At 63.1% G+C, this 20,534-nt stretch carries 29 protein-coding genes; 14 read left to right on the plus strand and 15 right to left on the minus strand.

Going from position 1 to position 20,534, the window contains the following annotated elements; translation table 11 throughout:
• Positions 1-18 precede the first annotated feature (18 nt).
• From CH281_RS25595 to CH281_RS25625, 8 genes are all read right to left on the minus strand, one after another.
• Positions 19-303 carry a DUF1490 family protein gene (locus CH281_RS25595; protein WP_032373443.1) on the minus strand — a complete coding sequence of 95 codons (285 nt, stop codon included), beginning with the start codon at positions 301-303 and terminating at the stop codon, positions 19-21.
• 43 nt (positions 304-346) lie between these two features.
• Entirely contained in the window at positions 347-886 is a 540-nt protein-coding gene (locus CH281_RS25600; RefSeq protein WP_094695852.1) for a hypothetical protein, read from the minus strand.
• Positions 876-1,637 (minus strand): class I SAM-dependent methyltransferase, encoded by a 762-nt coding sequence (locus CH281_RS25605; protein WP_094695853.1) that lies wholly within the window; start codon positions 1,635-1,637, stop codon positions 876-878. Before CH281_RS25605 ends, CH281_RS25600 begins: the two co-directional genes overlap by 11 nt.
• Positions 1,638-1,646: 9 nt before the next feature.
• Positions 1,647-2,129 carry a GNAT family N-acetyltransferase gene (locus CH281_RS25610; RefSeq protein WP_032367681.1) on the minus strand — a complete coding sequence of 161 codons (483 nt, stop codon included), beginning with the start codon at positions 2,127-2,129 and terminating at the stop codon, positions 1,647-1,649.
• 14 nt (positions 2,130-2,143) lie between these two features.
• A complete protein-coding gene (locus CH281_RS25615) occupies positions 2,144-2,479 on the minus strand; it encodes a hypothetical protein (RefSeq protein ID WP_032367682.1) in 336 nt (111 codons plus the stop codon).
• A 453-nt stretch (positions 2,480-2,932) separates the two neighbouring features.
• Positions 2,933-3,304 (minus strand): VOC family protein, encoded by a 372-nt coding sequence (locus CH281_RS25620; RefSeq protein WP_032367683.1) that lies wholly within the window; start codon positions 3,302-3,304, stop codon positions 2,933-2,935.
• Between the two features lies 1 nt (position 3,305).
• Entirely contained in the window at positions 3,306-3,446 is a 141-nt protein-coding gene (locus CH281_RS27080; RefSeq protein WP_167669097.1) for a hypothetical protein, read from the minus strand.
• Positions 3,447-3,637: 191 nt separating this feature from the next.
• The gene (locus CH281_RS25625; RefSeq protein WP_027495092.1) at positions 3,638-4,570 is read right to left on the minus strand and encodes a helix-turn-helix transcriptional regulator; all 933 of its coding nucleotides are present in this window, start codon (positions 4,568-4,570) and stop codon (positions 3,638-3,640) included.
• A gap of 103 nt (positions 4,571-4,673) precedes the next feature.
• Here CH281_RS25625 and CH281_RS25630 point away from each other — a divergent pair, with 103 nt between their 5' ends.
• The 3 genes from CH281_RS25630 to CH281_RS25640 all read left to right on the plus strand — a co-directional run bounded on the left by CH281_RS25630 (position 4,674) and on the right by CH281_RS25640 (position 6,908).
• The gene (locus tag CH281_RS25630; protein WP_179274292.1) at positions 4,674-5,267 is read left to right on the plus strand and encodes a TIGR03086 family metal-binding protein; all 594 of its coding nucleotides are present in this window, start codon (positions 4,674-4,676) and stop codon (positions 5,265-5,267) included.
• A gap of 237 nt (positions 5,268-5,504) precedes the next feature.
• Complete coding sequence (locus CH281_RS25635) at positions 5,505-5,996, plus strand: thiamine pyrophosphate-dependent enzyme (RefSeq protein WP_256984033.1); 492 nt, start codon at positions 5,505-5,507, stop codon at positions 5,994-5,996.
• Positions 5,997-6,908, plus strand: coding sequence for a transketolase family protein (locus CH281_RS25640; RefSeq protein ID WP_218829795.1), 912 nt, complete (start codon positions 5,997-5,999; stop codon positions 6,906-6,908).
• On the opposite strand, the gene CH281_RS25645 is transcribed toward CH281_RS25640, so the two are convergent.
• Both CH281_RS25645 and CH281_RS25650 read right to left on the minus strand, forming a co-directional pair.
• Positions 6,909-7,370, minus strand: coding sequence for a DUF6194 family protein (locus CH281_RS25645; RefSeq protein ID WP_032392592.1), 462 nt, complete (start codon positions 7,368-7,370; stop codon positions 6,909-6,911). It lies immediately after the preceding gene.
• A 39-nt stretch (positions 7,371-7,409) separates the two neighbouring features.
• Positions 7,410-7,844, minus strand: coding sequence for a PaaI family thioesterase (locus CH281_RS25650; RefSeq protein WP_094695854.1), 435 nt, complete (start codon positions 7,842-7,844; stop codon positions 7,410-7,412).
• A gap of 56 nt (positions 7,845-7,900) precedes the next feature.
• On the opposite strand from CH281_RS25650, the gene CH281_RS25655 reads away from it, so the two are divergent.
• Positions 7,901-8,521, plus strand: coding sequence for a TetR/AcrR family transcriptional regulator (locus CH281_RS25655; RefSeq protein WP_048318918.1), 621 nt, complete (start codon positions 7,901-7,903; stop codon positions 8,519-8,521).
• A 187-nt stretch (positions 8,522-8,708) separates the two neighbouring features.
• Positions 8,709-9,233: an HD domain-containing protein gene (locus CH281_RS25660; protein WP_179274293.1), complete on the plus strand. Its 525-nt coding sequence runs from the start codon at positions 8,709-8,711 to the stop codon at positions 9,231-9,233.
• Here CH281_RS25660 and CH281_RS25665 read toward each other — a convergent pair.
• Entirely contained in the window at positions 9,217-9,840 is a 624-nt protein-coding gene (locus tag CH281_RS25665; RefSeq protein ID WP_143544886.1) for a luciferase domain-containing protein, read from the minus strand. The genes CH281_RS25660 and CH281_RS25665 overlap by 17 nt on opposite strands.
• Positions 9,841-10,021: 181 nt before the next feature.
• Between CH281_RS25665 and CH281_RS25670 the strand changes: the two genes are divergently transcribed.
• Complete coding sequence (locus CH281_RS25670; RefSeq protein ID WP_027495096.1) at positions 10,022-10,297, plus strand: PLD nuclease N-terminal domain-containing protein; 276 nt, start codon at positions 10,022-10,024, stop codon at positions 10,295-10,297.
• On the opposite strand, the gene CH281_RS25675 is transcribed toward CH281_RS25670, so the two are convergent.
• Positions 10,290-11,684, minus strand: coding sequence for an aminotransferase-like domain-containing protein (locus tag CH281_RS25675; protein WP_094695857.1), 1,395 nt, complete (start codon positions 11,682-11,684; stop codon positions 10,290-10,292). The genes CH281_RS25670 and CH281_RS25675 overlap by 8 nt on opposite strands.
• Between CH281_RS25675 and CH281_RS25680 the strand changes: the two genes are divergently transcribed.
• From CH281_RS25680 to CH281_RS25705, 6 genes are all read left to right on the plus strand, one after another.
• A complete protein-coding gene (locus tag CH281_RS25680; protein WP_094695858.1) occupies positions 11,683-12,624 on the plus strand; it encodes a DMT family transporter in 942 nt (313 codons plus the stop codon). The genes CH281_RS25675 and CH281_RS25680 overlap by 2 nt on opposite strands.
• A complete protein-coding gene (locus CH281_RS25685) occupies positions 12,621-13,841 on the plus strand; it encodes a pyridoxal phosphate-dependent aminotransferase (protein ID WP_032392587.1) in 1,221 nt (406 codons plus the stop codon). The genes CH281_RS25680 and CH281_RS25685 overlap by 4 nt, the downstream gene beginning before the upstream one ends.
• A gap of 177 nt (positions 13,842-14,018) precedes the next feature.
• Entirely contained in the window at positions 14,019-14,663 is a 645-nt protein-coding gene (locus CH281_RS25690; RefSeq protein WP_032367688.1) for an ABC transporter permease, read from the plus strand.
• Positions 14,660-15,868, plus strand: a complete 1,209-nt coding sequence (locus tag CH281_RS25695) for an ATP-binding cassette domain-containing protein (RefSeq protein WP_032367689.1) — start codon at positions 14,660-14,662, stop codon at positions 15,866-15,868. The genes CH281_RS25690 and CH281_RS25695 overlap by 4 nt, the downstream gene beginning before the upstream one ends.
• Complete coding sequence (locus CH281_RS25700; protein WP_179274294.1) at positions 15,865-16,602, plus strand: ABC transporter permease; 738 nt, start codon at positions 15,865-15,867, stop codon at positions 16,600-16,602. Before CH281_RS25695 ends, CH281_RS25700 begins: the two co-directional genes overlap by 4 nt.
• Positions 16,599-17,573: a glycine betaine ABC transporter substrate-binding protein gene (locus CH281_RS25705; protein WP_032373453.1), complete on the plus strand. Its 975-nt coding sequence runs from the start codon at positions 16,599-16,601 to the stop codon at positions 17,571-17,573. Before CH281_RS25700 ends, CH281_RS25705 begins: the two co-directional genes overlap by 4 nt.
• Before the next feature lie 7 nt (positions 17,574-17,580).
• Here CH281_RS25705 and CH281_RS25710 read toward each other — a convergent pair whose 3' ends face one another.
• Both CH281_RS25710 and CH281_RS25715 read right to left on the minus strand, forming a co-directional pair.
• Complete coding sequence (locus CH281_RS25710) at positions 17,581-17,778, minus strand: helix-turn-helix transcriptional regulator (protein WP_032373454.1); 198 nt, start codon at positions 17,776-17,778, stop codon at positions 17,581-17,583.
• Complete coding sequence (locus tag CH281_RS25715; RefSeq protein WP_094695859.1) at positions 17,775-18,182, minus strand: hypothetical protein; 408 nt, start codon at positions 18,180-18,182, stop codon at positions 17,775-17,777. The genes CH281_RS25710 and CH281_RS25715 overlap by 4 nt, the downstream gene beginning before the upstream one ends.
• Positions 18,183-18,363: 181 nt before the next feature.
• Here CH281_RS25715 and CH281_RS25720 point away from each other — a divergent pair, with 181 nt between their 5' ends.
• Both CH281_RS25720 and CH281_RS25725 read left to right on the plus strand, forming a co-directional pair.
• Positions 18,364-19,305 carry a DUF808 domain-containing protein gene (locus tag CH281_RS25720; RefSeq protein WP_094695860.1) on the plus strand — a complete coding sequence of 314 codons (942 nt, stop codon included), beginning with the start codon at positions 18,364-18,366 and terminating at the stop codon, positions 19,303-19,305.
• On the plus strand, positions 19,305-19,790 hold the full coding sequence (locus CH281_RS25725; RefSeq protein ID WP_094695861.1) for a GNAT family N-acetyltransferase: 486 nt from the start codon (positions 19,305-19,307) through the stop codon (positions 19,788-19,790). Before CH281_RS25720 ends, CH281_RS25725 begins: the two co-directional genes overlap by 1 nt.
• Before the next feature lie 54 nt (positions 19,791-19,844).
• Here CH281_RS25725 and CH281_RS25730 read toward each other — a convergent pair whose 3' ends face one another.
• Positions 19,845-20,519 (minus strand): DUF1109 domain-containing protein, encoded by a 675-nt coding sequence (locus tag CH281_RS25730; protein ID WP_256984034.1) that lies wholly within the window; start codon positions 20,517-20,519, stop codon positions 19,845-19,847.
• Positions 20,520-20,534 lie beyond the last annotated feature (15 nt).

The following is a 20,534-nucleotide window of genomic DNA, read 5'->3' on the forward strand; positions in this document are numbered from 1 at the left end:
AATCGGAAGCAGTCCCGGTCAGTGCGCGTGGCCGTGGCCTGCATCGGAGGCCGTGGGCGGCGGAACCTCTTCACCGATCCGGTCCCGGGCCTCGGCGACGACGTCGGACACGGCCAGTCGGGCCGATTCCGCGTGAACCTCGGCCTTGCGCGCTGCGCGTAGACCGAGCTCGGTGGCCGACACCGCAGCCTTGCGGACGGGGGCCTTCTCGTACAGCTTCTTGGCACCGTTGTATGCGGCGACGCCGACTGCACCCGTCACGACCGTCGATACTGCCTTCGCGACGATGATCGGAAACGCCATGATTGAACTCCTCGGGATCGATCCGGTTACCACTTATTGAGAATCATATTCGTTTCCTGTGATCATGGCGACTTGCGGGGTCCCCGGGGCGCAGGGCCATCCATACGTCGATCGGGCCCGGGTGAGGTTGGGCGAGCCAGTCGCAGGCACGTCGATCGAGGTGTAAATACCCCAATGTCACCACCAGTGTTCCATCGCTGTCGCGATACGCGCCCGACGCGCTACGAAGATCCGAAACGCTCTGCTCTACGGATTCCAGGACGGCATTCCTGGTCCAGGTACTCCCGGCCGGACCAGGAATGCGCAGTGCGGGTTCCCCAGGAAATTCGGGCCTGTCGATGCCATCGATCACGTCGGCTTCGATGGCTCCATCGAGCAACGTGCCGCTCAGCGACACCCACCCACCCGATGGCATGACGGGGCTGCGTACAGACACCGGGACGGTCGCTGCGCTTTCGGTCGCTGCCCGCTCGTCGGGGGCATTGGGCGTGAAGCGAATCGATCCGTCACGGACGAGTAGTGCGCCGATTCCCACGATCGAATCGCCTGATTCGACAACGAACGAACCGATTTCAGATGTCATCGGTTCGCCTGGTGGATCGAAACGCTCTGGTCACATAAGACAGGTGGATCGTTGTGGACCCATGCAGCCCTAGCTCGTCGAACAAGGTGGCGAGATTCTGATCTATGCCGTTGCGCTCGTCGGCCGTCGCGGTGATGTAGAAACTGCGCGATCGAACCAGGTCGGTCAACAGCGATCGGTTCACCGTGCGAGACCACGCCCATCGTCGCTCTTCGAGATGGTCGAAGGGCTCCGCTATCGGCGGCGGTCCGTCGTCGAACATGGCCATCGCTCCGCCACGTGAGACTACGGAGTTGAGGCGTCGAACCCAGGCCTGCGACTCGTCGCGAATGTTCCAGATCAGACCCAGCACGCCGCCCGGACGCAGGACCCGTCCAATCTCGCGTGACGCCACCACCGGATCCACCCAGTGCCAGGCCTGTCCGAGCAGCACTCCATCGAGACTTCCTTCTTCGACGGGGAGGGACTCGGCAGTACCGACCAGGATCGGGACACCCGGTACCGCGATGCGCAGGGCGTCGAGCATAGCGGGATCAGGGTCGACGGCAATGGCGTCGCAACCAGCGGCAACGATGCTGCGCGTGAGCTTGCCCGTGCCGGCACCGACGTCAGCGACTCGTGGGCGACGATCGGACGCGAGAGTGGGCTCCAACATCCACGCGACTGCGTCCGACGGGTATTCGGGACGAGCAGATTCGTACACCTCGGCGGCGGTCCCGAACGACGTCGAGCTGTTATCTCGGCTAACCATAAGGTCACGTTACCCGTCCGGTTCGAGCTCGAGTTCGTAGTAGAGAGCCTTCGGTCCCTCGCCGCGTCCTTCGTGACAGTCGAAGCCGCGCTTCTCGTACACGTGGCGCGCTGCCTCGTCGTCTTCCGAGGTATTGAGGTCCATATAGGTCGCACCCCTGCCGCGTGCGTGCTCGATGATATTATCGAGAAAGGTTGTGCCATAGCCCTTCCCGCGCAGACCAGGCTGAATGTAGAACTCGGCAAGATAGGCCTCCATGTCTGCGCTCAAACTCCCGATCCGAAAACGCAGAACCGCTACACCGATGGCGGGAGTCCCGAACGTCAGCACGCTGGTGTCGCCGGACTTCACCAGAGAGTCGAGATGTGCTGCAAGCCAATCAGGCTCGGGCACAGGGTAGTCGTACTCGCGATTGAAATCGATCAACAGGGTTGCGGCCTCGAGAAATTCGGCGGGATCCTGGACGGCACGTGTACCGCTGACCGATGCCATCGACTTCTCCCCTGTCAGTGATCCGGTTGAACGAGATTCTTGGCGTCGAGCAGACCGAGGCCGGGATGCATCTCTCGCAGCGCTTTGATGGCGTAGACAGTTCTGCCACGTTCTTCGACTACCGCTTCGACATCCTCGGCGGGTACGGATTCGGGACCGATCTTGTTGGGTACCGGCCGGTGCCGACCGCCTTGGTACCAGAGCGCTGGGGCGGCTACTGCCAGCACCACCAGCTTCGACCAGTTCCAGACAGAAGGATCGGACACGAGGTCGCTGATCGTCAGGAACGCGAGCGCGGCCAGCAAGATGACAAGCGCGTATCGGGTCCAGGGGCGTTCTCGGGCCTTCATGCCTTCATGCTGTCACCGCACCCCGATCGGGGCAACGGTTCAACGACGCAATTCGCTATCGAGCTGTGCCAATAGTTTGCCGAACGTGGTGCGCCCTGCGACAGGTTGTGGAAACAGTCTAAGGACCGACCGCAATGTTGCATCGGCTTGTGTATGGATCCATTCGATCTGCTCCGCAACAGCTTTGGAGTCCGTCAGCGTGAGATGCACGGCAGATCCGAGAATGTGCTTGACCTGATGGGGGCTGTCCAACGATGGAGAAAGGCAGCACCGGCGGCGTGCAGGGCAGCAAGGGCGGCGTCGGTGGCCGCGCGAGGACGGAGATCGTTCGAGTGCGAGGCCTCGCAAATCGGCAAGGTCCGACCGGGAACAGGCAGCTGCGAAGGCGACAACCTGCCGAATGTCGTCGAGACTCAGCTCCACTGCAGCGGATTCACCCACCTCAGAATCGCCTCAACCTTCGTGCACCTCCGTAGTGATGCAGAAGGGGTGGCCGGCGGGGTCGAGGAGAACTCGCCACCGCGGGTCCGGTTGCTCCGCTGCTTCTGTTGCCCCACATTCGACTGCATGAGCGACGGATTCGTCGAGGCTCACTCCCGCATCGAGATCGAAGTGCACGATGGACGCCGACGGCCATGTAGGCGGGATGTAGTTTGCCACTCTTTGCGCAACCATGTTCAGACCCGAGTGCGTGCGAATCCCCGAGCTCGACGGGTTCTCCCACAACAGGTCTCCGCCCAGAAGCGCAAGGTAGAAGCGAGCGAGGGCTACCGGTTCGGGGCAGTCGATGGATATCCCTGCTACGTCGAGGTGTGGACGCGACATGTCACGAGAATACGGTGGCCCCCAGCGTGACGACGACAATCACGAAGACGACCAGGAGTAGCCAGCCCTCCCAGGTGTGCGGGCTGATTCCCCAGCCGTACCGTTTCGGGCCGAACCACGTTCGGGGTGGATTGAAAGCCATAGCGCCGTCCTGCCTGTTCGGAGTCGCGTCCACCCTACGAAGCCACCAGACTATTCGCAATGGTAATGACTTGGTCATCGGTGGTGCGCTGAGTGTCCATAATTTGGCTCGGAAATCGGGAATCGGGAAAGCGCGTTCGCCTAGTAATTCTGGGCACTGAGCACACTTTCCGAGAAGATCCAGCCGCGACGTCAGCTGTACAACCGCGCCGTTGCCGTAGCCCGTTGAGCCAATTCGTCGCGAATTGTGTTCGGCTGGAGCACTGTTACCGCAGGTCCGCAGTGCCACAACGCCCCCACAGCGTGATTGTGTCCGGAGAACTCGATGACTGCGAGGCGTCGTCCGTCGTCCTGAACCTGGTCGCTGATCACTCGAACGACATTCTTGGTCAACGAGATCCATACCGATTCTTCTGCGAGGCAGGTGATTTCGATGTGGGTCAAACTCGCACGGAACGACTTCCAGTGTGCGGTGAAGGCGGCCTCCAGGTCCACGGTGGAAGCGCGGTGAGCCTGCTCGTCGAGCACGGTCAGTTCGTCGATCCGCGATACCCGGTAGACACGTTCGGTGCCCTCACGCCCGGCGAGTAGGTACCAGTGATCGCCGGCGTAGACCAGCCCGATGGGGTCAAGGATTCGATCGTTCACCGAACCGCTGCGATCGCGATACGTGATTCTTATCCGCATACCGTCTATGACGACCCGTTGGAGTTCCACCAGATGTTCTTCCGGTTCGTGGGGATACGCGAAACCGTCGGGCCGGACCAGGATTCGTTGTGACGCAGTGCTTGCCGCCGCCCGGTGAGCGTCGGGTATCGCGGCGATCACCTTGCGCATGGCGCTCGCGAACGCCGGGGTGGCGACGCGTCCCGCGCCGGAAGCGAGCAATGCCGTCGCCTCGGCGGCCGTCAGACCGGTCAGCTCGGTGCGATAGCCCTGCAGCAGACTGATGCCACCACCGCGACCGCGATCGGTGTAGACCGGAATGCCCGCCGAAGACAAGGCTTCGATGTCACGCAACACGGTGCGCGTGGACACTTCGAGCTGGGCGGCGATGTCGGCAGCGTTCAGTCTGCCCCGATGTTGGAGCAGCATGACGATGGACAACAACCGGTCTGCGCGCACCCGAAAAGTCTCTCACCAAAACATGACAGAAGATGTCATGTTCACCCGATCTACTTCTACCCAGCAGGCCACACCCGGTGGCCGCGAAACGGAAGGATCGACAATGAACACCATCGAGACCACGCAGCAGACGGATCCGCGCGAGGTGTACTTCACGTCCGCCGCATGGGTGAGCGGTCTGCTCACAGGCGTGCGCGCCGACCAACTGGACCTTCCAACTCCGTGCGACGAGTTCGATGTCCGGACGCTGGCAGGCCATCTCGTTGCCACGGTCCGAAGGCTGATTGCGATCGCCGAACTCGGGAGTCCGGACTCTGTGTCGCCCTTGTGCTCCGATCATGACGCCGCATCCTTCGACACGTCGGTGACGCAAGCCCGTGCCCCGTGGGCCGACTATGCATTGCTCGATGCCCCGGTCGCGGTCCCGTGGGGTGAGGTACCGGGGCGATCGGCTGTGTGGGGATATGCGCGGGAGTTACTGGTGCACGGATGGGATCTTGCCGTTGCGACAGGACAACCGGCCCACGCCGACCCGGCTCTCGTCGATCCGGTCGCCGTGGAACTTCGAGCACTGCTGCCGGCGGAGAGTCGGGTTCCAGGAGTCCCTTTCGGGCCCATCGTGGAACCCCGTTCCGAGGCAGGGCCGTTGGAACGCCTGGCGAACTTCGCGGGACGGTCGTCGGACGGTTGGGTGTAGTACGTCGCTCTTGACCTCGAGTGCACTCGAGGTTGCAGGGTGGTCCCATGCAGATGACCTTCGAAGAGTTGCCTCAACTCATGACGCTGATGACCGGCGACGAAAAGCACGGTGCGAGCGCCACATCCACGCTGGACGTGCTGTGGGTGCTGTACTCCGACATTCTTCGTCTCGACGCGGCGCAGCCCGACGATCCCGATCGCGACAGGTTCTACCTCTCCAAGGGGGCACGGCCCGATGGCGTACTACGCAGTGCTCGCTGCACGGGGCTTCTTGACGCCGAACGAGCTTGCTTCGTTCGGCAGCTACCACTCACCGCTGGGCAATCATCCGGACCGCACGCTGATTCCCGGGGTCGACATCGGATCGGGATCACTCGGTCATGGTCTGGCGCTGGCAGCCGGAACTGCTGTGGCGCTGCAGATTCAGCGAAGCCAGGCTCAGGTGTTCGTACTGATCGGTGACGCCGAGCTCGACGAGGGCAGCAACATGGAAGCCATCCAATTCGCCGGCCGATCGCAGCTGGCCAACCTGACGACCGTGGTGATCGACAACGATTCGGCTGGTCTGGGTTGGCCCGGCGGCATCGCGTCGCGCTTCGCCGTCGAGGGGTGGTCGACCTCCGACGTCGACGGGAGGGACCACAGTGCGCTCCGGCGGGCGTTTCGCATCGATCACGGCGACCGGCCTCACGTAGTGGTCGCCCACGTGGAGAAGAAGGAGAATTGAATGACGTCGACGATGAAGAGGACCGCGGATCAACGCGAGTCCTTCTACCGACTGCTGCCGGAGTTGTTGGTGCAGGACGAGCGAGTCGTGCTGGTACTGGCCGAGATCGGCGCCGCCTATCTCGAACCGCACCTCACTCCTGACATCCGATCGCGTGTGGTCAACGTGGGTATTCGAGAGCAGGCGATGATCGGTGTCGCAGGCGGTATGTCGCTCGCCGGAATGCGTCCGATCGTGCACACCTTTCCACCGTTTCTGATCGAGCGACCCTTCGAGCAGGTGAAACTCGATCTGGGACATCAGGATGTCGGCGCGATCCTGGTCAGCTCGGGCGGCTCCTACGGGTGGCCGCAAGGCGGTGAGACGCACTTCGGCCAACGCGATGTCGCACTGCTGGACACCCTGGACGGGTGGACGGTGCACGTGCCCGGGCACGTCGACGAGGTCGAATGGATGCTGCGCGGTGCCGCTGCATCCGACGACCGCGTTTACATCAGGCTTGACGGCGTCTCGAACGATCACTCGTACGGTCGACCCGGAGGTTCGATGACCGTTCTGCAACAGGGTAATTCGGGCACTGTGATCTCGGTCGGTCCGATGACGGACCGGGTCCTGGCCGCGGCCAGTGGACGTGACGTCACCGTGATGCACGCGTCGACGATCAGGCCCTTCGACGGTACGACTCTTCGAGAAACGCTGACTGCGCCGGACATCATGATCGTCGAGCCCTATCTCGCGGGAACCTCTGTGCCGCAGATCGATCGAGCGATGGCAGACATACGGCATCGCGTACTGGGGATCGGGGTGGAGCCTGGAGAGCGTAGGAAGTACGGAACGGTGGCCCAACACGACCGAGCCAACGGCCTCGACATCGAAGGACTGTCCCGATCGATGGACGACTTCTTCGAGTGATCAGTGTCGGCGGCGCTCGTACCTGTCCTTGGTGACGCTGTACGCAGATTCGAGGAGTTCCCCGATCTGCGATTCGGTCTGCGAAGACGGGTTGACCACCGACAACCAGCCCGCAGTGCCGTACTGAGGGTGGGCGGCAAGGGTGTCGTCGGTATCGGCCTGGGGTGCGTGGGCTGCTTCGCGTGGGGGCAGTCCCAATAGGCGTTCGAACTCCTGCTTTCCTGCAATGACATTGACACGGAACGCGTCGGGCCGGTCCAGCCGGGACATCTCGTCTCCCGGATAGTTCTTCGTCACGATGGTCGCGAACGGCTGGGTGGACGACGGAACAGTTCCGTCCGGCGAGTAGTAGAAGAACACATCGCCCCATGCGAGTTCCGGAGTCCCGTCACCCTCCCGAGGCCGCTGCGCCAACGTGCCGTCGAAGCTGCCGACCAGATTCACGATGTCATCGAGTGTCATTCATCGATCGTCACATGTTCTGCGGTCTCTGCCCAGAGTTCAGCCGACTTTGTAGGTTCCCGTGCCGGTTGCGACGAGGCGGCCGGATTCGGTCCCGACGATGTCGACTCGACACGTCTTCAGGCTCCGACCCGCGTGTATCCGAGTACCGACGATGTCGACACCCTCGGCATATACCGGTTCCATGAACTGCACAGACATGGAAACGGTGACGCCCCGAAGCTTCTCGGGCACTTCGGATCCGGCCCATGCTGCGGTCATGATCCCGATATCGATACAGCCGGCGATCACGCCGCCGTGCAGCATCTGGCCGACGGTGGACAGCTCGTCGCGGTACGGCAGCCGCAGTCGAGCTGTGCCCTCGTCGATGTCGACCAGCTCGATGCCCAGTTGCTTCACGAACGGTGATTGCGGGAGAAACATGGTCATCGCGGCGCTGCCGCTGTCCGGTGTCAGTACTTCGTTGGCTGTCATCGCTACCCCTCTATCGTAATTGGATTCCGATATCGGAATCAGAGTACGATAAGCTTGTGGTCTTGGATACCCCCACCGACAAGCGGAAGCGTCGAACACACACTGCGGTGCTCGACGGCGCTCGTTCGCTCTTCCTACGCCACGGATATCGGGCAACGACGATCGAGATGCTGGCCACCGCAGCCGATGTGGCGGTGAGTTCGATCTACGCAAACTTCCCCGCCGGCAAGGTGGACATCTACGCCGCTCTCGCGTGGCGAACCGCCCAGAGCCACGCTGAGCAAATGACTGCCCCCACCGATGCGGTCGATTCTGCGCACGTCGTTGCCGAGTTCCTCGATCGCTACATCGCGTTTCACCGCGACGATCCATTGGCGTTGCGGCTGCTGGCGCTGACGGATGTGGACAAGTCCGAGTCCGCGTCGGTCGGTGAGGCGAAGGAAAAGATCGACACTGCGCTCGGTGAACTCATCGATTCGGTGACGCGTGCGGTGGAGGACGCCGGTGCCGACGTCCTCCCCCGTGCACTGGTTCTGAATGCCTGGGCGGCGATGAACGGTGCTGTGTCACTGCATCAACGACGCATCGTCGATCGATCCATGCTCGACGCCATGCTCGCGATCACGCGGGCGGATATGCTCCGCCACCTGAAGGGAACACCCGATGAAACCCGGTGAGCTGAGCGCAGGTCATCGTGCGCGAATAATGGCAGCTGCTGTGCGAGAACAACTCACTATGTTGCCCGGTACCGTGCTCGGTCCCCGGCGACGTTCGGCGGGTTCCGCATGGCACACAGTCGATGCTCCGGATTCACGGTTGTGCCGGGAAGCACTGGAGGAGGCCAGAGAGTGCCTCAGTGAGCCCATGTTGATGCACAGCGTGCGGTGCTGGCAGTACGCGTCGGCGTTTGCGGTCATCGACGGTCTACGGCCGGATCGGGAGGCGCTGTACGTCGCGTGCCTGTTGCACGACATAGCTCTCGGCGCAGAACAGAACCCGGTGGCTGGATGTTTTGCGGTGATCGGAGCCGGGATAGCCGAAGAGTTCGTCCGCCGACACGAAGGCGACGACCGAACGGCGCAGATCGTCCACGAGACTGTAGCCAGGCACATGGACGTCGAGACACCGATGGGATCGGAGGCGGCCCTGCTGCACGATGCGGCACACCTGGACGTCAGTGGCCGTCGGATTCGAGACCTCGATCCGCACTGCGTGGATGTCATCGAATCCAGCTATACGCGAGAAGGTTTCGCCGCAGACTTCGCATCCAGGATGAAGATCGAATCGAGAAGGAGACCGCAGTCGACGGCTGCGACCTTGTGGCGCTCAGGAATGTACCCGGCGATGAAGGCGAACCCCCTGGAGCGCAGGGTCATATCGTCGAAGTAGCTGTTGCGCGATGGATGATCTGTTCGATTCGATCTGCGTCGTCGGAGTCTCTCGGTGCGTAGAGGAAGACGTAGGTTTCGGGAAGTCCGAGGCCAGGGCGTCCGGCGAGGGGGTGTAGCTCACCCCAGCCCGCGGAGATGACGGTTTGAGCATCGTCGGGCTGCATGACGACGTGCATCGATCCTTCGGTCTCGTGGACGTGGAGTATCTCGCCGTTGGTTCGCGAAATCCACGGTGCAGCAGTGGTGACATCCGTCAGATACAGTGCGTCCCCTCGCCTCTCGAAGTGGCTGCGCGCCAGGTGGTATCGATTGTTCGTGCGCGCTTCGGTAGCAACTGCGCCGGTGATCCTGTCTGTCAGTACGGGCGTAGCACGGTCGGTGAGCTGACGATGTGGAATCGGGTACGGGGCGATCCTCGGACGTGGTCCTCGGCGCGGTTCGAGGTGCCAGTGCCGGCCTGCGCGCGACGCGCCGGCGACGGTCATAAGGTCACGTCTGGACAACGGTCGTAGCGCGGTAGCGATCAACCACCCACCGACGTTGGCCGGTAAGCCACCCGGCCCCAAGGCCCTCCACGTCGTGTAGTCGTTCTTGACGGTCTGCACAAGTCCCCCCCAGGTCGTATACGTCCGCACCACGGTAACTGCGCGACGACTCCGGCGGTAGGCCTACATCGTCCGATGTACGACGAGATACACGTGCAGACCGATGTGCAGGAACGTTCGGGTCCATAGCGTTGTGGTCGTCAACGAAACAGCGAAGAACAAGCACAGCAGAGGAACCGTCATGCACGCCGCAGTACTACTTTCACAACAACACTCGACCACCGAGCAGGTACTCGGGTTCGGGCTGGGAACCATCGTCTTGGTGGCGGTGCTCGGCGCGGTCGTTCTGTTCGTCGCCGCGCTCGTCAGCATCCTTCGCTCACCCAATTACAGTGTCGCAGGCCGTGCGGTGTGGATCTTCGTCGTGCTCGCGTTTCCGTTTCTCGGGCCTCTGGTCTGGTTCGTATGGGGCCGCACCTCGACGTTCGCCGTCGAAGCGTCGAACAGTCTCAGATGACCGATCCGATCGTGCGTGCCGCATCCGGGAACTCACCGGCGTTCGAGCCCGCGTAATTCAAACGAAGGAACTTGCCGGTGGGTTCGGCCGGGAAGTAGTCGTCTCCCGCTCCGACGATAACACCCGCCGATTTGCATTTGTGCACAACGCCTTCCAGGTCGATGTCGTCACGCAGGCGCATCCACAGATTGAGTCCACCCCGGGGGATCCGGTCGAGATGCCCGCGAGGGGCGAACTCGATCAGGCTGTGGGCCAATAGGTCTCGACGCGCTTCGAGTTGCGTGCGTAGGCGTCGTAGGTGTGTGCGCCAGGCGGGTTGGGTGACGACGTCGAGAGCGACGGTCTGCAGGATGCCGCTGACGTACATCGATTCGGCTCCCGTGTCGGCGAGGATACGTTCGTGGGCCGGGCCACGAGCGATCAAGCCTGCCAACCGAATCGACGGTGATACGACCTTGGTCAGCGAACGCAGGTACACCACATGTCCGCCGTCGTCTCGTGCGGCCAATGGGCTGGGTTCGGCGGTGATGCCGAAATCGTGGGCGGAGTCGTCCTCGATCAGGAACGCGCCGTGTCGTCGAACGATGTCGAGCACACGTTCGGACAGGTCCGGAGACCACTGTGCTCCGGTGGGGCTGGCGAAGGTCGGTTGAGCGTAGAACGCCCGCGCGCCGGACTCGGCGAATGCCTGCTCCAGCGCGTCCGGGTCGGGTCCGTCGACCCCGGTGGGGACCGGGACCACGCGAACGCCCGCCTGCGTTGCCGCCAGGATCGCTCCCCAGTACGTCGGCGATTCCATGAGAAGTGGGCGTCCCGCACCGACGAGCGCCCGAAAAGCCGTGCTCAGGCCGGTCTGGCTGCCCGGGATGATGACCACGTCGCTGGCCGAGGGCGGCGTGACGCCCAGCGGGGTGGAAGCGCCGAGTTCCGCGGCGAACCAAGCTCGAAGCTCGGGCAGGCCTGCGGTCGGCGGCCGGGCAACCACTGCGTCGGTGCGTGAGGCCCGGGTGAAAGCAGCGTGAACGAGTCGCTCCGGCAACAGCTCTCGGGCCGGGTAACCGGAATGCAGAGCGATCACGTCACTCGACGTGGACTGCAGTGCGGCGGGGAGTTGCAATCTGTTTCCGGGTGCACCGAGCGCGGCAGTCTGCCACCCGTAGTCGTTCGGGCGGGCCGTGTGCACGGTCTTGACGAATGTTCCGACGCCAGGCCGTGTTTCGATGACCCCCTGCGACATGAGCGTGCGCAGTGCTTTCTGCACCGTCACGGGGCTGGCCGAATGCTGGGCCACCAGCGCACGAGTGGATGGCAGCTTCGCCTCGGGCGGGGCGGTTGCGATCCAGGTTCGCAGTGCAGACACGATCCGGGAACTGCTATCGTCGGACATGACACAGCATAGTAGCGCTACCCAGCTCGCGCCGGGACTGCTATCCCGAGCCGGCCTCTTGTGGGGACTGGCGGGTGTCACGGCGTTCTCGTTCACCGTGCCGCTGACTCGGATTGCCGTGACCGGTGGCCTGTCGCCGCTGTTAGTCGGGTCCGGACGCGCCGTCGTCGCCGCGGCCCTCGCTGCTGCCGCCCTGGCCCTGACCTCGCAACGGTTGCCACGCGGACGGCAATGGGTTCGACTGGGTGTCATCGCGGCCGGGGTCGTCATCGGTTTCCCCGTGCTCACGTCGTTCGCTCTGACCACCGCCTCCGCCGGCCACAGTGCCGTCGTCATCGCGCTTCTGCCGGCTGCGACCGCGGCCTTCGCCGTCGTCCGCGAGCGGCAACGCGTCCGGCCGATGTTCTGGCTTGTCGCAGCCATGGGAGCTGTCGTCGCGATCGGATTTGCGGCCGTTCAGGGCGGACGGCTGACCGGGCTCGGGTGGTCGGACCTGTTGCTCCTCGGGGCGGTTGTCGCAGCGGCGGTGGGCTACGCCGAAGGGGGCTTGCTGGCCCGCGAACTCGGGGCCTGGCAGACGGTCTCGTGGGCTCTGGTGGTGAGCGTTCCGGTGACCGGTGCGATGGCCGCTTTCTCGTGGTGGGAGCAGCCGTCGACAGCAGGTGCACCCGAGTGGGCTGCGTTCGCCTATCTGGCCGTCGTGAGCATGTATTTGGGGTTCTTCGCCTGGTATCGGGGGTTGGCCATCGGTCCGATGTCGAGCGTGAGCCAGGTGCAGCTCGTTCAGCCGGTGCTGACGATCTGCTGGGCCGCGATTCTGCTCCACGAGGGACTGACGTGGCCGGTGGTCGTGGGTGGAGCAGCGGTCATCGTATGTGCAACAGTGGCGGTCCGAACTCGGATGTCGCCGTCCGTTCGACAGGAGGAACTATCGTCATGACGCGATCGATCGATCAGGCACGCAAGCTCGAGAATGTTCGCTACGACATTCGTGGCCGCATTCTGGACAAGACCGAGGAACTCGAGGAGCAGGGGCACAAGATCCTGCGCCTCAACGTGGGTAACCCGGCCCCGTTCGGTTTCGAGGCACCCGACGAGATCATGATGGCGATGATTCGCAATCTGCCTACCGCGCAGGGATATTCCGACTCGCGGGGCCTGTTCTCGGCGCGCACCGCGGTGGTCCAGTACTACCAGACCAAGGGCCTGAGCGACCTCGACGTCGGCGACGTCTACCTGGGCAACGGGGTCTCCGAGCTGATCACCATGACGATGCAGGCGCTGTGCAACCCCGAGGACGAGGTGCTGATCCCCTCCCCCGACTACCCGCTGTGGACGGGTTCGGTTGCTCTCGCCGGAGGCACTCCGGTCCACTACTTGGCAGACGAGACTCAGGACTGGGCTCCGGACTTCGAGGATCTGGAATCGAAGATCACCACCCGTACCCGGGCCATCGTCGTGATCAATCCCAACAACCCCACTGGTGCGGTGTACTCACGCGACGTTCTGCAGCGTTTCGTCGACCTCGCGCGCGAGCACGATCTGATTCTGCTCGCCGACGAGATCTACGAGAAGATCGTGTACGACGGTTCCGAGATGACCAATCTCGCAACTCTCACCGGCAAAGATGTGCTTTGCCTGACCTATTCGGGGTTGTCGAAGGCCTACCGAGTGTGTGGATTCCGTGCCGGATGGCTGGCGATCACCGGTCCACGACGCCGTGCGGCGAGCTTCATCGAGGGCATCACGTTGCTGTCCAACATGCGCATGTGCGCGAATGTGCCTGCACAACATGCAATACAGACGGCGCTCGGCGGCCGTCAATCGATCGAGGACCTTCTGCTGCCGACGGGTCGGTTGACCGCGCAGCGGGATCTGGCGCATCGAATGCTGAACTCCATCGACGGGATCAGCTGTGTGCAGGCTGCGGGCGCGCTGTACATGTTCCCCAAGCTCGACACCGACCGTTTCGGCATCGTCGACGACGAGAAGTTCGTCCTCGACCTGCTCGAATCCGAGAAAATCCTGGTCAGTCACGGTCGAGCGTTCAATTGGGATGTGCCCGACCACTTCCGGCTCGTCACCCTGCCCAACGTGGACGATCTCTCGACCGCACTCGAGCGGCTCGGCAACTTCATGAGTTCGTACACGCAGTAGAACCGATTCTGCTCGAGCTGATTTTAAGTCCGTGCGGGCGCTCGGCAAGGGCGTATTCGCGCAGATGAACCCGCGTATCGCTCTGCTGCACGGCCTTTGGCGAACCCGCATTTCCCCGACGCCCCGGGGAAATGCGGGTTACGCTCGTCGTCCGATCTGCCGGGCGAGAGGGAATTCGTGGATCTATGGGGCTATTTGCAGGGGCGGGGTGAATCCCTCGCGTTTCTGACCTATCAACATGCGTCGCTGGCGTTTCAGACGGTTCTGGTGGGCACGGTCGTGGCCGTGCTCATCGCGATCGCAGTCCATCGTCTGCCTCTCTTCTCGGCACTGACGCTGACGACCAGTCGAGTAGCGCTGACGATTCCGTCTCTGGCGTTGCTCGCGCTGCTCATCGTCCCGTTCGGCTTGGGTGTGGTGCCCTCGTTCATCATGCTCGCGTTCTTCGCCGCCATGCCCGTGATCGGCAACGCCATCGTCGGACTGCGTGGAGTTCCCGACACCGTGATCGAGTCGGCGAAAGGAATCGGGTTCTCGCGCAGCCGCATCCTCGTCTCCGTCTCGCTGCCCATGGCATGGCCGGTCATTCTCACCGGAATCCGCGTCTCGACTCAGATGGTTGTCGGCGTCGCGGCCATCGTCGCGTACGTACTCGGGCCGGGCCTCGGGTCGCTCATCTTCAATGGCCTGTCGAGACTGGGCGGGACCAATTCCGTCGAGATGGCAGTGACCGGCACAGTGCTCATCGTCGTCATCGCCCTGGTGTTCGACGGCCTGCTCGTCCTTCTCGGGCGCCTCACCATCTCGAAGGGATTGTCATGACGGACAACACAACCGGCGAGCGAACGGTCACCGGCGCCTCGATTCGCCTCGACGGTGTGGTCAAGCAGTACAAGGGCCAGAACAAGGCGGCGGTGCAGAAGATCGACCTCGATATCGAGGCCGGCCACATCGTCGCGTTCGTCGGTCCGTCGGGTTGCGGGAAGACGACCACGCTGAAGATGATCAACCGCCTCATCGAGCCGACGGAGGGCCGAATCTTCATCGGCGACCGTGACGTCACCGGTGAGGATGCGGACAAGCTGCGGCAGTCGATCGGGTACGTCATTCAGTCCGGCGGACTCTTCCCACATTGGTCGGTCGCCAAGAACATCGGCGCCATTCCACGGGTACTGGGGTGGGACGCGAAGAAGATCGACGAGCGAACCGATTACCTGCTGGATCTGGTGGGACTCGACGTCGCCGACTTCCGCGATCGTCTACCCAAGGACATGTCGGGCGGACAGCAACAGCGAGTGGGTGTGGCGCGAGCACTCGCCGCCGATCCACCGGTGTTGCTGATGGACGAGCCGTTCGGTGCCGTCGACCCGATCACCAGGGTTCGACTGCAGGACAGCCTCATCGCCATCCAGCACGAACTGGCGAAGACGATCGTGATCGTCACCCACGATTTCGAGGAAGCGACGAAGCTCGGTGACAAGGTACTGATTCTGTCCGAGGGCGGCCACATCGAGCAGTATGCGACGCCGGAAGAAATCTTGGCAAAACCCGCGAGCCCGTTCGTCGAGGAGTTCATCGGATCCGGGGCCACGCTGGCACATTTGACGTTGTCCCGCGTCAAAGACGTCGACCACGACTCGGTCGTCACCGCCGAGGTGGGCGATGCGTCGCAGGAGGTCATCGCTCGTGCTCGGGCTCAGGGTGCCACCTGGATCGTCGTCATCGACGAACACGGCCGGCCCCGCGCCTGGCCGTCGCTGGACGAAGTCGCCACCAAGGAGCGCATCACCGACTATGTCGACGAGCGATTGCCCACCGTCGCACCGTCGTCCACGCTCAACGACGCACTGGACACGATGCTGGCCGCCAGTCAGGGCGGCGTACTCGTCACCGACGGCCGCGGTGCCGTCACCGGCGCACTGACGATCGCAACCGTGATGGCCGTCATTCGGGGCCAACTCTCGGATGCTCGCTCCGGTGACGGTCACGTCTCGTATTCGGCCCATACCGAGGGCGCAGCAACATGAATCGACTTCGACGCGCACCGTTGGACGTGTGGTTCGAGCCGCTCCTCATCGTCGTGCTCGGGGTCGGTTACATCCTGTGGTACCGCTCCACGACGCTGACGACTACCGAGCAGGCATCACTGGGCTGGGACAATTTGAAGACGACGATCGTCGACCACATCGTGTTGACGTTGACCGCGACCGTGATCGTCGTCGCCATCGCAATTCCGTTGGGCATCCTGCTCACTCGCGACAGGGCGAAGAATTTCCGACCGGTGGCCGTCAACTTCGCCAACATCGGCCAGGCCGCTCCGGCGGTGGGTCTGATCGTGTTGCTGACGATGTGGCTCGGAACCGGGTTCCGCACCGCCGTCATCGGATTGGTGGTCTACGCGATACTGCCGATTCTGCAGAATACGATCGTCGGAATCCAACAGGTCGATCAGCGGACCATCGAAGCGGCCCGGGGAATCGGGTTCTCCGGCCTCCGCACGCTGGTGCAGGTGGAGTTGCCGCTCGCGGTGCCTGTGATCCTGAACGGCGTACGTACCGCGTTGGTCATTCTCGTCGGCACCGCGACACTGAGCACCTTCATCGGGGCGTCAAGCCTCGGCACGCTCATCACCACGGGTACCACGCTGTTCCTACCGAAGTTACTCATCTCCGGTGCCGTTCTCGTCGCGCTGCTCGCACTGATCATCGACTGGCTCGGCCGTGTGGTCGAACTGATCGCGACCCCACGAGGAGTGGCATGATTCGCCGACTGTCCACGGCAGCAACCGCTCTCGCGCTGACGGCAGCACTCGCCGGTTGCGGGTTGGTCAGCTCGTCGGGAACGTTCGAGAGCACGTCACTTCCGGACGGTGCGACCCCGTTAGACGGCGCATCGCTGGTGGTGACGAGCAAGAGCTTCACCGAGGGCGTATTGCTCGGAAAGATCACGGCCACATACCTTGCCGCTGCCGGCGCGAAAGTCACCGACCTGACCGGAGCACCGGGGTCGGCGTCGTCGAGACAGGCACAGCTCAACGGTGACGCAGACATCCTCTGGGAATACACCGGTACCGGGTGGGTCAACTACCACAGCCAGACCGAGACGATCAGTGATCCGCAGGAGCTGTGGGAGCGCGTCCGCGACATCGAGAAGAGTGAGCACAACCTCGATTGGCTACCGCCCGCGAATTTCAACGACACGTATGCGTTCGCCGCCTCGGCCGAGACGGCACAGCGCCTGGGTGTCGCATCTTTGTCGGATGTAGCGAAGCTCCCCGTGGCCGACAGGACGTTCTGCGTCGACGACGAGTTCTTCTCTCGCTCCGACGGTTTCGGACCGATGCTCGACACCTACGGCATCGGACTGAACGCACCCGACGGCGTACCGTCGGGCAACGTCACGCGGATGGATGCGGGTGTCGTCTACACCTCGACCGCCGACAGCTCACCGTGCAACTTCGGCATGGTCTACACCACCGACGGCAGAATCAAGAACTTGAATCTGACTGTGTTGCAGGATGACAGGGCCTTCTTCCTGCCTTACAGCGGGACCGCGGTGGTGCGCGACGCGGTGCTCGAACAGCATCCCGAGATCGCCGATCTTTTGGCCGTCGTATCCGAGCGATTGACCGACGACCTGATGCAGGAGTTGAACGGGCGGGTCGACATCGAGGGCGAAGACCCATCCGATGTCGCCTACGAGTGGTTGAAGAGCGAAGACCTGGTGACGTGAGGTCCGGTCAATTCGTATCCGGCTCGAACAACTCCTCGATAGTGCAGTCGAATGCTGCGGCAAGGCGGAAGGCGACAGGCAGGCTCGGGTCGAACCGCTCCTTCTCGATGGAGATGATCGTCAGTCGGGTGACGTCGATTCGCTCGGCCAATTCGCTCTGAGACCACCGCTTCTCGGTGCGGCGCCGTCGAACATCGTTCTTCACTCGGACAGGGCCCGGTAGCGCGCGAACGCGTACCGCGCGGTGAACGATGCGAATGCCGCCAGCAGCAAGCCCGTCAGCAGCAGCGTGGCCGGGGGATCGACGCGGGCGATGGACACCACCGCAAGAGTCAGACCCAGCACGGTCACCAGATCGGTGGCCGTACCGCTGGACGCGGATGTTGTCCAATGGCTTTCGACGCTGTCGCCCGAGGTGTAGGTCTGGTCGGCGGTGACCGGTGCGACGAACAGTATCCAGCCCAGCATTGCGCCGAAGGGCAGCGCGGTGACGCCGAACACCAGCGCGGAAACCCCTGGCGCGATGGGTGACACGAGCCAGGCGAGCAGTGCCGTCGCTGATGCAGTGGCCAGGCCGACAGCGGCGACCGATATCCATCTGAGTCTCACCTGAATGCTCCGTTCGTTGGTATAGCTCGCTATACGTATAGGAAACCATACATCCCACTCCGATGTGTGGTCCGCAGCGAGCTACTGGCGGTATGGTTCGAGCACGTGGATTGCCGGATTTCGGCGTCGTACTCAGCCCTAGGAGCCTGATCGTGCATTCGTCTTCACTCGGAGATCACTGATGGCCGGCGGACTGGTAGCCCTGCTCGACGACGTGGCCGCGCTGGCACGGCTGGCGGCAGCATCGATCGACGACGTGGGAGCCGCTACCGGCAAAGCGACGGCCAAGGCCGCCGGTGTCGTGATCGACGACGCAGCGGTGACGCCTCAGTACGTTCGCGGTCTCGCGGCCGAACGGGAATTGCCCATCATCAAGCGCATCGCTGTCGGCTCGCTTCGGAACAAGCTGCTGATCATTCTGCCGATCGCCCTGCTGCTCAGTCAGTTCCTCCCATGGCTGCTGACGCCCATTCTGATGCTCGGTGGCTGCTACCTCAGCTACGAGGCAGCGCACAAGATCTGGGGAGCGCTGTTCGGCCACGGCGATAATCACGCCGAGGCAGAGGACGAGCCGCGGGACGAGGACAGCGTGGTGTCCGGTGCCGTTCGGACCGACCTGATTCTCTCCGCCGAGATCATGGTCATCGCTCTCGACACCATTGCGAGCGAGGGCTTCTGGAGTCGCCTCATCATCTTGGCGGTCGTCGCGGTGGTCATCACCATCGTCGTCTACGGCGTCGTCGCCCTCATCGTCAAGATGGACGACATCGGTCTGAAGCTGGCCGAGGGCTCGTCCGGGTTCGTCGAGAAGTTCGGCCGCGGACTGGTCAAGGGCATGCCGAAGGTGATGGCAGTGCTGTCGGTCGTCGGCACCGCAGCCATGCTGTGGGTCGGTGGGCACATCCTTCTCGTGGGCATCGACGAGCTCGGTTTCCACCCCATCTACGAGCTGGTGCACCACGGTGAGGATGCGGTGCGTGGGGTCGCGGGTGTCGGCGGAGTGCTGGCGTGGATCGTCAACACTCTTGCGTCGGCAGTCATCGGTGCGATCGTCGGCTGCATCATCGTTGTTGCGCAGCTCGGGATCTCGAAGGTGCTCGCCAAACGGGCCGCCGCGAAGTAGTGCCTGTATCGGCGACGTTCGCCGTCGTTCATCCCTCCTCGGAGCCGGCGCTCGACATCCTGTTTCGCTACAACGTCGATATCGTCGGACGCTTCTACGGCCGCGAGGCGTCGGACGAGGAAGTACGACGAGTCATGGTCGACGAGCCGAGTGACGATCTCGTGGGTGATTCGGGTCTGTTCGTGGTCGCATACCTGGGCTCGACGCTGGTCGGTTGTGGTGGTGCTCGTTTCGTCTCCGACGACATCGCAGAACTGACTCGGGTCTTCGTCGACGCGCGTGCCCGCGGAAACGGCGTCGGGGCGTCGGTCGTCGAGTTCGTCGAAGGATCGGTCCGGCAATCGCGCCGCAAGACAATGCGATTGGATACGCGAGCGGACCTCGTCGAGGCCCGGGGCCTGTACTCCAAGCTCGGCTATCGGGAGGTACCGGCGTTCAACGCCGAGCCCTACGCCGAGGTATGGCTGGAAAAGCGACTCCCCTGAACAGCTTTCGTCACCGACGAGCCAGCTCGAGGACCCGTCGCTCGGAGACAGAAATCAGTCCCGCCAGATGGCTGTGAATTCGTACCACGGACCGTCCAGGTGGGTGGCGGTGAAATCGTCGAAACCCACGGGCGGCCCACCTGGCGCGTAGACCCAGCCGGAGGAGCTCATGAGGGAGAAGCCGCCGTCTTCGGTGAAGTAGACCTCGCCGCCAGATGTGGCGCGTGCCGAGCTGATGTCGAACGGGCCGATCTCGATGTGTTCGCGGCTACTCGAGGGCTGTGCACTCAATTCTCGCGCAACGGCCTCGAATTCGTCGCGATGGTCCAGCATATTGTCCGGTGGCAGCAGTACCAGAACAGCCGCTGCCAAGCCCACCACCACCGGAGCCGGCGCTATCCACCACGACCATCTTCGATCCTGGCCGACGACGTGGAGGGTGCGAATTGCCCAGATGAGCCCGACGATCAGCAACACCAGGATCGATGACGCGCCGGCGAGGAGCGGATCGAACCAGGCGAACTGTCCGTAGGGCGAGGGCCACCAGTTCCTGGACACGCATACCCACGTGACGGCGGCGATCGTGGTGAACACCAGCAGGATCGGCCCGGGCGGTTTCGAGGCTTTTCGAGGTGCGTTCGCCGACTCGATGAGGCGGTTCTTCAGGCGCTCGATGATGGTCGTGTTCCCTACGCGTCGGAGGTGGCATCCGCGCTCAGGGTCCCACATTTGTCGATGACTTCG

This window comes from Rhodococcus sp. 06-221-2, assembly GCF_002258365.1.
In the GTDB taxonomy this organism is placed as follows: Bacteria; Actinomycetota; Actinomycetes; order Mycobacteriales; family Mycobacteriaceae; genus Rhodococcoides; species Rhodococcoides fascians.